Consider the following 9,061-nt stretch of genomic DNA (forward strand, 5'->3'; position numbering starts at 1 on the left):
CGGTGTCATCACGGACCTCCAATCCGATTGACCGAGCTGACCAGTTCGTCGTCGGTGATCCCGTCCAGGCAGGGATGGCCCGGGACCGGGCAGACGCGGGCCCGGGTGAGCCGGCACGCAGCGTGCTGATCACCGAGCCGAATGACGTTGTCGCCGTACGGGGCCCACTGCTCAGCCGGTACGACGGGGGCGAACAGGGAGACCACGGGGGTTCCGACAGCCGCGGCGAGATGCGCGGGGCCGGTGTTGGGTGCGACCACCACGTCGGCGGCGGCGTAGACGGCGGCCAGGGTGGCGAGCGAGGTACGCCCGCCGAGGTCGACGGCCACGTCGCGGGCGACCGCCGCGGTGAGATCGGCCTCGCCGGGATCACCGGTCACCACCACCCGGTGGCCCGCCGCGACCAGTGCGTCGACCATGCGGGCGCTCCGCTGGGCCGTCGGCCGTCGGGCAGGCACAGCGGCGCCGGGGTGTAACGCGACGAACCCGGTGTCGCAGAGACTTTCGCGCAGTTCGTCGGGCAGGGCCGGAGCGCTGACCCGCAGCCTGCCGTCGTCGCCGTCGGGCAGTTCGCAGCCGGCCGCCCGCACCAGCGACAGCGCTCGTTCCGGCTCGGGTATGCCGCCCTGCCCGTGGTGGCGTAAGTCGAGCAGCGTGCCGGGGTAGTCCTCACTGATCGCACCCACCCACGGCACCGCGGCCATCCGGCAGATCAACGCCAGCGGCAGCGGTGACTGGTGGAACGAGGTGAAGATGTAGACCCGTTCGGGTGCCAGGTCACGCAGCTGCTTGACCAGTGCGTCGACGTGGCCGGCCGTGAGCTCCGGTGAGTCGAAGTCGACCCACGGCGCCTGCCACTCGATGATGTCGTCGACGGCCGGCAGCAGCTCGGCGGCCGCACGCCCCCGCGGTCCCGCCAGGAACGTCACCGCGCCGTGCCGTTCGGCGACGGCCCGCACGGCGGGGCCGGTGATCAACACGTCACCTGCGCTGTCCAGTCGCGCGACGAGAGCCCGGTTCATCGGCAGTCTCTCAGGATCAGGGTGACGGCCTCCTCGAACGAGTCGGCCACCCGGGCCCGCCGCCGGGCATCGTCGATCTCGTGCCGCAGGGTCCGTTCCGTGGGCACCAGCACCGCGTCGGCACCGGCTGACAGCGCGGCTTCGACGTCACCGCCGGTGTCGCCGATCATCACGCAGCGGGACGGATCGACGCCGAGCGCCGTCGCGGCCGCCCGCACCATCCCCGGCGCCGGCTTGCGGCACTGGCAGCCGTCGCCGGCGTCGTGCACGCAGACCTGCCAGGAGCCGAACGGGCCAAGTGCCGCATCGACTTCTGCGTTCACGGCAGCGAGTTGCTCGGGGGTGATCAGCCCCTTGGCGACGCCTGACTGATTGCTGACCACGGCGAGCAGGATCCCGGTGCGGCGCAGGCGGTTCAGCGCTTCTCTGGCACCGGCCAGCGGACGCACGCCGGCCGGGTCGTTCAGGTAGGGGCCGTCCTCGATGATCGTGTCGTCGCGGTCGAGCAGCACCGCCAATGGCGGATCGCGTCGGGCCGCGCGGAATCGCCACTGCCCGATCAGGCGATGCGCGACCGCGGCGGGCGGGATCAGGACGCTGGTGAGGAGCATCCGCCCGGCCTCGCCGAGAGTGCGAGGACCCGACCAGAACCGCCGCGCGGCGAATTCGCCGGTGAGACAGGCCCATAGCGCGGCTGCAAAGCGCGCGGTGCGCCACTGCCCGGCGAGCGTGGCGGCGGCGGCTACGACGGCGGCAGCCGCGGTCAGCGAGTGAGCGGGTAGCCGGCCGCGGCCTTCGCCTATCGCCGCGCGCCACTTTCTGCCGTACTTGCGGCGCAGCAATGCGTTGTCGCGGTTGCCGATCTGGGCGCGCACGCTGCTCATCAGCGTGGCCTTCGCGACCGGGTGGGTGCACCAGCGCGTGCTGCGGACAATCTTGTTGCCGGCCTGGGTGATTCGCAGCGCGATGTCCGAATCCTCGCGATACGCCCGGGGAAAGCGTTCGTCGAAGCCGCCGACGGCCACCAGCACGTCGCGCCGAAACGCCATGTCGGCCGTGATCCACTGGGCGTCGGCGAGGCGCTGGGTCCGTCGCTCGTCGTCGGTGGCCTTACGTCCGGCGACGCGGGGCACCTCGATCACACCCTGCGAGCCGGTCGCCTCCTCCACCTCGGCCTTGGCCAGGTCCTCGGCGACTGCGGCGAACCAATTGGGTTGCGGGACAACATCGTCGTCGAGGAAGCAGACCCAGTCGGTGCGCGTGGCGCGCCATCCCACGTTGCGGGCGGCGGCCGGGCCGCGTCCCCCACTCGTGAGCACGGTGACCGGCAGGCGCGAGTCGATCGCCAGCGGCGGGTGCGGCACGGGCCGGTCGTCGACGACGATCACCGCGCTCGGGGCCGGGCCCACCGATCCGTCGAGCTCCGCGAGCAGACGGTGCAGTGACGCCCGCCCGATCGTCGGTATCACCACCGCGAATCGCGGTGTCATCCCGGCCTCCTGACGATGAACGGCCCGATCGCCAGCACGTCGATCGGTGCGCTGCCGAAGCATTCGAGCGCGTCGCGCGGGCTGTCGACCATCGGCCTGCCCGCCGTGTTGAAGCTCGTGTTCACGATCACCGGCACGCCGGTGCGGGCGGCGAACCGGCTGACGGTGTCGTGCAACAACGGATGGCTGCGGTCGACGGTCTGGATGCGCGCGGTGTTGTCGACGTGGGTGACGGCCGGAATCCGGTTCCGCCACTCGGCGGCGACGTCGTGCACGAAGAGCATGTACGGGCTGGGAATCGGTCCGCCGGAGAAGATCTCGGCGGCACGTTCGGCGAGCACCATCGGCGCGACGGGACGGAACTGTTCACGGCCCTTGACGGTGTTGAGCCGCTCGAGGTTCTCGATGCGCCGCGGATCGGCCAGCAGTGAGCGGTGGCCGAGCGCGCGCGGGCCGAACTCGGCGCGGCCCTGAAACCAGCCGATCAACTTGTTGTCGGCCAGCGCGTCGCCGACAGCGGCGGCGAAGTCCGCGGGCCGTTCGTACGGTACGGCCGCCTCGTCGAGCGCGGCGGCGATGTCGTCGTCGGAGAATCCGCGCCCCAGCGCGGCCGACGGCATCGGCGAAACCGGCTCACCGGCCTCACCCGCCAGCGCCAGCGCGGCGCCGAGCGCGGTCCCCGAGTCACCCGCCGCCGGCTGTACCCAGACATCCGAGAAGCCGCCCCGACGGTGGATCTTCGAGTTGGCCACGCAGTTGAGCGCCACTCCCCCTGCCAGACAGAGACTTTCGTGGTCGGTGCGGTCACGCAGCCACCCGACGAGGTCCAGGAGCACCTCTTCGACCACGGTTTGGACGCTGCATGCCAGGTCGGCGTGTTCGGGCTCGGGCCGGTCCAGCGCGTGTCCGCCCTTCCCCGCGCCGGGTGCCCGCGCGGGGGTGATCGCGTCCCAGTCCACCGGTTCGGTGCGGAACCCGCCGTCCGCGCAGGCGTAGACACGTTCGCGGAAATGGTCGGCGAACCGCGGTGTCCCGTAGGACGCCATCGCCATCACCTTGTACTCGTCGCTGGACCGCTTGAAGCCGAGGTGTTCGGTCAGGCTCTCGTACAGCAGGCCCAGCGAGTGGGGCAGCGACTGTGTGGCGAGCACGTCGAGCTTGCTGTCACGGTAGCTTCCGGCCAGCATCGAGGACCGCTCGCCGCGCCCGTCGACCACCAGGACCGCGCAGTCGGGGTGCGGAGACGCCAGCGCGCTCGACGCGGCGTGCGCGACGTGGTGTCGGACGTGCCGCACGATGCCCGGGTCCAGGCCGGGCAGAGCGGACCGCAGGAATCGGGGCGCCCGCTCGGCGTAGAGGGTACGAAGGTATTCCCAGTCGCGGTCCAGACCGTCGAGCCCCTCGGCGGACTCGTCCATCAGCCGGGGGTCGTACGAGTAACCGACCAGGTCGAGGTCCGACGGTTGCAGACCGGCCTGTTGCAGACACCAACGCGCAGACTCCACCGGCAGCTCCCACGTCGAGAACGGCACCGCCTGCTTGCCGTGCTTGCGGCGGGTGAACCGCTCCTCCTCCGCGGCGGCGACTATCTGGCCGTCGACGACCAGCGCGGCTGCGGGATCGTGGAACACCGCATTGATTCCGAGAATGCGCATCGACTCCTCCTAATTCCCCTGCAGCGCAACGGCTGACGACTCGGTGCGAAACCAGTCGACGGTTGCGGACAGGCCTTCGGGGTAGCTCACCTGAGGGCTCCAGCCGAGCAGTTCGCGCGCCAGCGTGATGTCGGGGCAACGCCGTTGTGGATCGTCCTGCTGCGCCGGGCGGTACTCGATCGCCGAGGCACTGCCGACCAGATCGCGGATGATCTCGGCGATGCGCAGCACGGTCAGCTCGTCCGGGTTGCCGATGTTGACCGGTCCGGCGCAGTCGGATTCGGCCAGCGCGATCAGCGCCGCGACGGTGTCGTCGACATAGCACAGCGACCGCGTCTGCCGCCCGGTGCCGTTGACGGTGATCGGTTCGCCGGCCAGGGCCTGGTGGCAGAACGTGGGTACGACCCGGCCGTCGTCGGGGCGCATCCGGGGCCCGTAGGTGTTGAAGATGCGGGCCACGGCGACATCCGTGCCCCGTTCGCGTCGGAAGGCGAACGTCAGCGCCTCGGCGAACCGCTTGGCTTCGTCGTAGACACTTCGTGGGCCGACCGGATTGACGTTGCCCCAATAGGTTTCGCGCTGCGGGTGCTCCAGCGGGTCGCCGTACACCTCGCTGGTGGACGCCAGTACCAGCCGGGCGCCGCAGCGTTGCGCGAGTTCGAGCATGTGGGAGGTGCCGAGCGCCCCCGTGCGCAACGTGTGGATCGGCAGCCGGAAGTAGTCCACCGGCGAGGCGGGCGACGCGAGATGGAAGACGGTGTCGATCCCGGCAGGCGGATCGGGCAGCGGCTCGCCGATGTCGTGGCGGACGAACCGATAACCAGGCCGGTCGAGGAGCGACTCCGCGGCGGTCGGGGCGCTGGTGGACAGATCATCGACGCAGACCACCTCGACACCGCTGTCGAGCAGTCGCTCACACAGGTGCCGCCCGACGAACCCGCCGCCGCCGGCCACCAGAGCGCATTTGATGTCATGCATCGTTTGCCTTGCCGATCGCCGGGTAGCCAGCACGGACATGGGAGGCCCAGCAGCCCCGACCGACGTCTCGTTCGTCATCGCCAGCCAGAACCGCGCCGCGGAACTGGCAAGCGTCCTCACCCGGTTGCTGGACACCACGCCGTGCCCGATCGTGGTGGTGGACAACGCTTCCACAGACGGCAGTGCCGCCGCCGTGAGGAAGCTCACGGCGCGATCCGCCGGCCGGCTGCAGCTTGTCGAACTGAGCGTCAACCTCGGCGCGGTCGGCCGCAACGTCGGGGTGGCGGCGTGCCGCACGCCCTACGCGGCGTTCTGCGACGACGATTCCTGGTGGGTGCCGGAGGCTCCGGCCATGGGTGCCGAAGCGTTCGAACGTCATCCGTCCGTGGGTTTGTTGGCCGCCCGCACCATCGTCTTGCCGCAGCGCACCGAGGACCGGTTCTGCACCCTGCTCGCGGACAGTCCGCTGGGTCACCGGCCGGACCTGCCCGGTCCGTCGATTCTGGGCTTCATGAGTTGCGCGGCGATGGTGCGCAAGCGCGCGTTCGAGCAAGCGGGCGGCTTCAGCGACATCCTGCATTTCCGCGGCGAGGAGCAACTGCTCGCGCTCGACATGGCAACGGCCGGCTGGGACCTCTGCTACTACCCGCGATTGGTTGCGATACACCAGCCGTCCACGGTTCGCGCGACCACCGCGGCCCAACAAGCACGGGTGTTGCGCAACGATGTGCTCACCACCTGGTTGCGCCGGCCGATTCGGCGCTGCCTCAGCGCAACTGGACGTCTTGCCCTGGCGGCGCTGCGGGATCGCGACCATGCCCGGGGCGCGGTCGAAGCGGTCGCGCGGCTGCCCGCGGTGATGGCTCGGCGACGGCCGCTGCCGAGCGCGGTCGAACAGGCCGTGTCCCTGCTGGAGTCGAGTTGAGCCGGTCATCCGGACGACAGACTCGTCGTCGGTTCGGCGAGCGGAACGCGGACCGGCACCAGCCGGTCATAGATCCGCTGGCTGTCGGCGGCAATTCGGTCCCATGAGTAGCGGGCCCGCGCGCGGTCGCGCCCCGCGGCCCCCATGCTCTGCCGCAGGAAGTCGTCGTGCATCAGATGGTTGACGGCCTTGGCGACCTCGTCCGGGCGTTTCGGCTTGACCAGCCGTCCGGTCACGTCGTGTACGACGGTGTCCAGCATCCCGCCGACCGCCGACGCCACCACCGGGACTCCGCACGCCATCGCCTCCAGCGGCACGATGCCGAACGGCTCGTACCACGGAGTGCAGGCCACCACATCGGCCGAACGCAGGATCGCGGGCATCTCGTCGCGGGACACCGCACCGTACAACCGCACCCGGTCGGCCACACCCAATTGCGTTGCCAGCTCGATCAATCGGCACGCCTCGGGATCGGAGCTCAGCTGCGAGGCGTCGGGTCCCCCAACGATCACCAGTTCGGTGTCGGGCATCTGCGGCAATGCGCGCACAACCACGTCGAAGCCTTTGCGCGGCACGAAACGGCCGACACTGACGATGCGGTGCATGTCGTTGCGTGGCGCAACCGGACCTGCCGGGCTGAACAGGTCGAGATCGACTCCGCAGGGCACCACCGAGATTCGGTCGCGTGACCTGCCGAGGCGCATCAGCTCGAACACCTCGTCGGTGCACGTGGCGGCGACCCATGTCGCCGTGCGGGCGACCATCGCCTCCAGATGCAGCCGCTCCGGCGGGCTGGTGTCCTGTACGCCCTGGTGACGCCGTTTCACCACGCCGAGCGCGTGAAAGGTCTGCACCGCAGGCAGATTCAGGTGACGCGTGGCGAGCTGCGTGGCAATGCCCGACATCCAGAAGTGGGCGTGCGCCACGTCGGGGCGGTCAGCAGACCACTCGGCGTCGAGGAACTGGGCGAACGGGCCCATGTAGGGCAGCAGGTCGTCTTTGGGTATCTGCTCAGCCGGCCCGGCGGGGACGTGCACGACGTGGTAGCCCTGCGGCGTCTCGACGCGCTCGGGCAGATCCGGGTCGTCCCTGCGGGTGTAAACGGTCACCTGGTGGCCGCGTCTGACCAGGCCTGCGGACAGTTCCGCGACGTGTACGTTCTGCCCACCGGCGTCGACCCCGCCGAGCGCAGCGAGTGGGCTTGCGTGCTCGGACACCATGGCGATCCTCATCGGGGTCCCCCTTTCCGTCGTTCTCATCGGCAGCACTCGTCGATGAGGTCGTCCCATTCCGCGAGGAAGCGTTCGATTCCGAAGTGCGCCAGGGCCACGTCGCGCGCAGCCTTTCCGGCCGCCGAGGCGGCCGCGCCGTCCGCGACGAAGCCGGCCAGCGCGCGAGCGAGCGTGTCGACGTCGGCGCTGACCACCCCGGCTTCGGGCGGCAGCACCAGCGGCGCCATGGTCGAGGCCACCGCCACCACCGGCATCCCCATGAACATCGCCTCGATCAGCGACAGGCCCAGCGATGTCCACCTGGCGGTGTGCAGGAAGACCCGCCGCCGCGCGACCTCGGGCAACAACTGCGCGGTGGGAACGTCGCCCCTGCCCCGCACCCGAGCGCTACTGATGCACTCGGTCAGCACGTCGGTGTCGATTCCCCAGACGTCGATCGGGGCATGCTCGCCCAACCCCGCCAGCAAATCGGTTCCCACTGTGCGCCAGCGGCGGCACGGTTCGTTGATCATCGTGGCGGCGGCCGCGACCTCCCCGGTGTAGAGCAGGCCCGGGTCGGCGATGCCGTGGGTGATGACGCAGGTGGGCGCGTCGCCGTTGTTCCACATCAACCGGTTGAAGTCGGTCACGTGCACGATCGGGATGTCGGCGCGGTCAGCAAGCGGATGGACACTGTCCACCGCGAACGGCCGCGGCGTGTTGTGCTCGACGTAAACGGCGGGCACGTCGACCCCGGGCCGCCGTCCCAGCCAGCGGGCGGCGAGCTCGATCTCCTCCGGACGCTGCAACAGCACCAGGTCGATGGCCTCGTCGCGCAGATCCTTTACTGAAACCTCCTGTGCGCGTGGCCAATTGCGACCACACAGACCGCGTCCGTTTGCGTCCTTCTCGTCGTTCACAGGCAACACACAGCGATGACGGCCCGAGACGAAGGACTCCGTCCACGAGCCGTGCACGTGCCACAGCAGCACCGAACGCGGAGCCGACAGGGGTGACATGCCGTCCGCCTACCCGAGCACATCTGGAGCAAAACGGTTCTCCGAGCGACTCTTCGCATACCGGATATCCGCCGCTTCGCAATGGGGACAACGCACTTCGCATCGTGGATTCAGCAGGTCAGTGCGGCCCGTTTCCGCGGAGGGCGACCGGGTATCCGACGGCTATGCCAGAAAACGAAAGGCTTCGTGACGACGTCCCGGTCGCCGACGCGGTGGAGCAGCAGCGCGCCGCCAGCGAACCGCCGTCCGACGACGAGGAGCCCGCCGCTTCCGCAGCGAGTCCACCGATGGAGGTGTCGCCGGCCGACTGGCAGGAGCAGATGGAGGCGGTGGAGCTCGATGCCGACGACGATGTCGTCGATCAGTGACCGCGGCCGGCCACGCGGCGCGCCACGTTTAGTCGCTCAGAGCGTCGGGAACCCGACCGGAGCACCGGGAAGTTCCCCGGTGTTGGACCAACCTGATGAACCAGATCCACCGCACGTTGGAAGGTGAGCATGAGCGACAAGAACAGTGGCCCTGAGGAAGGCGTCAAGGGCGTCGTCGAAGGCGTCAAGGGAAAGGTCAAGGAAGGGGTCGGCACCGTCACCGGACAGGACGACATGGTCCGCGAAGGCAAGGCCCAGCAGGACAAGGCCGACGCCCAGCGTGACGCCGCCCAGAAAGAGGCCGAGGCGGAATCCGCGCGGAGTGGCGCAAAGGCCGCCGAGCAGCGTGAGAAGTCCGAACAGTAAGCCTGTCCAAGAAGAAAAGCCCAGCCG

General features: G+C 69.7%; 9 protein-coding genes. 3 read left to right on the plus strand and 6 right to left on the minus strand.

Translation table 11 applies throughout. From position 1 onward, the window contains the following. Nucleotides 1–8: 8 nt before the first annotated feature. From A5663_RS16880 to A5663_RS16895, 4 genes are read right to left on the minus strand one after another with little or no spacing between them, the layout of a single operon-like run. Nucleotides 9–1,022 (minus strand): glycosyltransferase family 9 protein, encoded by a 1,014-nt coding sequence (locus A5663_RS16880; protein ID WP_068151460.1) that lies wholly within the window; start codon nt 1,020–1,022, stop codon nt 9–11. Then, on the minus strand, nt 1,019–2,512 hold the full coding sequence (locus A5663_RS16885; RefSeq protein ID WP_068151463.1) for an HAD-IIIA family hydrolase: 1,494 nt from the start codon (nt 2,510–2,512) through the stop codon (nt 1,019–1,021). The genes A5663_RS16880 and A5663_RS16885 overlap by 4 nt, the downstream gene beginning before the upstream one ends. After that, entirely contained in the window at nt 2,509–4,167 is a 1,659-nt protein-coding gene (locus tag A5663_RS16890) for a carbamoyltransferase C-terminal domain-containing protein (RefSeq protein ID WP_068151466.1), read from the minus strand. The genes A5663_RS16885 and A5663_RS16890 overlap by 4 nt, the downstream gene beginning before the upstream one ends. Nucleotides 4,168–4,176: 9 nt before the next feature. Next, the gene (locus A5663_RS16895; RefSeq protein WP_068151468.1) at nt 4,177–5,145 is read right to left on the minus strand and encodes a UDP-glucuronic acid decarboxylase family protein; all 969 of its coding nucleotides are present in this window, start codon (nt 5,143–5,145) and stop codon (nt 4,177–4,179) included. A gap of 37 nt (nt 5,146–5,182) precedes the next feature. Here A5663_RS16895 and A5663_RS16900 point away from each other — a divergent pair, with 37 nt between their 5' ends. Continuing rightward, nucleotides 5,183–6,070: a glycosyltransferase family 2 protein gene (locus A5663_RS16900; protein WP_068151471.1), complete on the plus strand. Its 888-nt coding sequence runs from the start codon at nt 5,183–5,185 to the stop codon at nt 6,068–6,070. A gap of 5 nt (nt 6,071–6,075) precedes the next feature. Here A5663_RS16900 and A5663_RS16905 read toward each other — a convergent pair whose 3' ends face one another. Beyond that, a complete protein-coding gene (locus A5663_RS16905; RefSeq protein ID WP_068151474.1) occupies nt 6,076–7,302 on the minus strand; it encodes a glycosyltransferase in 1,227 nt (408 codons plus the stop codon). 23 nt (nt 7,303–7,325) lie between these two features. Then, a complete protein-coding gene (locus tag A5663_RS16910) occupies nt 7,326–8,300 on the minus strand; it encodes a glycosyltransferase (RefSeq protein WP_197503435.1) in 975 nt (324 codons plus the stop codon). A gap of 164 nt (nt 8,301–8,464) precedes the next feature. Here A5663_RS16910 and A5663_RS16915 point away from each other — a divergent pair, with 164 nt between their 5' ends. Both A5663_RS16915 and A5663_RS16920 read left to right on the plus strand, forming a co-directional pair. After that, the gene (locus tag A5663_RS16915; RefSeq protein ID WP_068151477.1) at nt 8,465–8,668 is read left to right on the plus strand and encodes a hypothetical protein; all 204 of its coding nucleotides are present in this window, start codon (nt 8,465–8,467) and stop codon (nt 8,666–8,668) included. A gap of 129 nt (nt 8,669–8,797) precedes the next feature. Further along, nucleotides 8,798–9,034, plus strand: a complete 237-nt coding sequence (locus tag A5663_RS16920) for a CsbD family protein (protein WP_068151480.1) — start codon at nt 8,798–8,800, stop codon at nt 9,032–9,034. Nucleotides 9,035–9,061 lie beyond the last annotated feature (27 nt).

It is taken from the genome of Mycobacterium sp. E740 (assembly GCF_001672895.1).
Lineage (GTDB): Bacteria > Actinomycetota > Actinomycetes > Mycobacteriales > Mycobacteriaceae > Mycobacterium.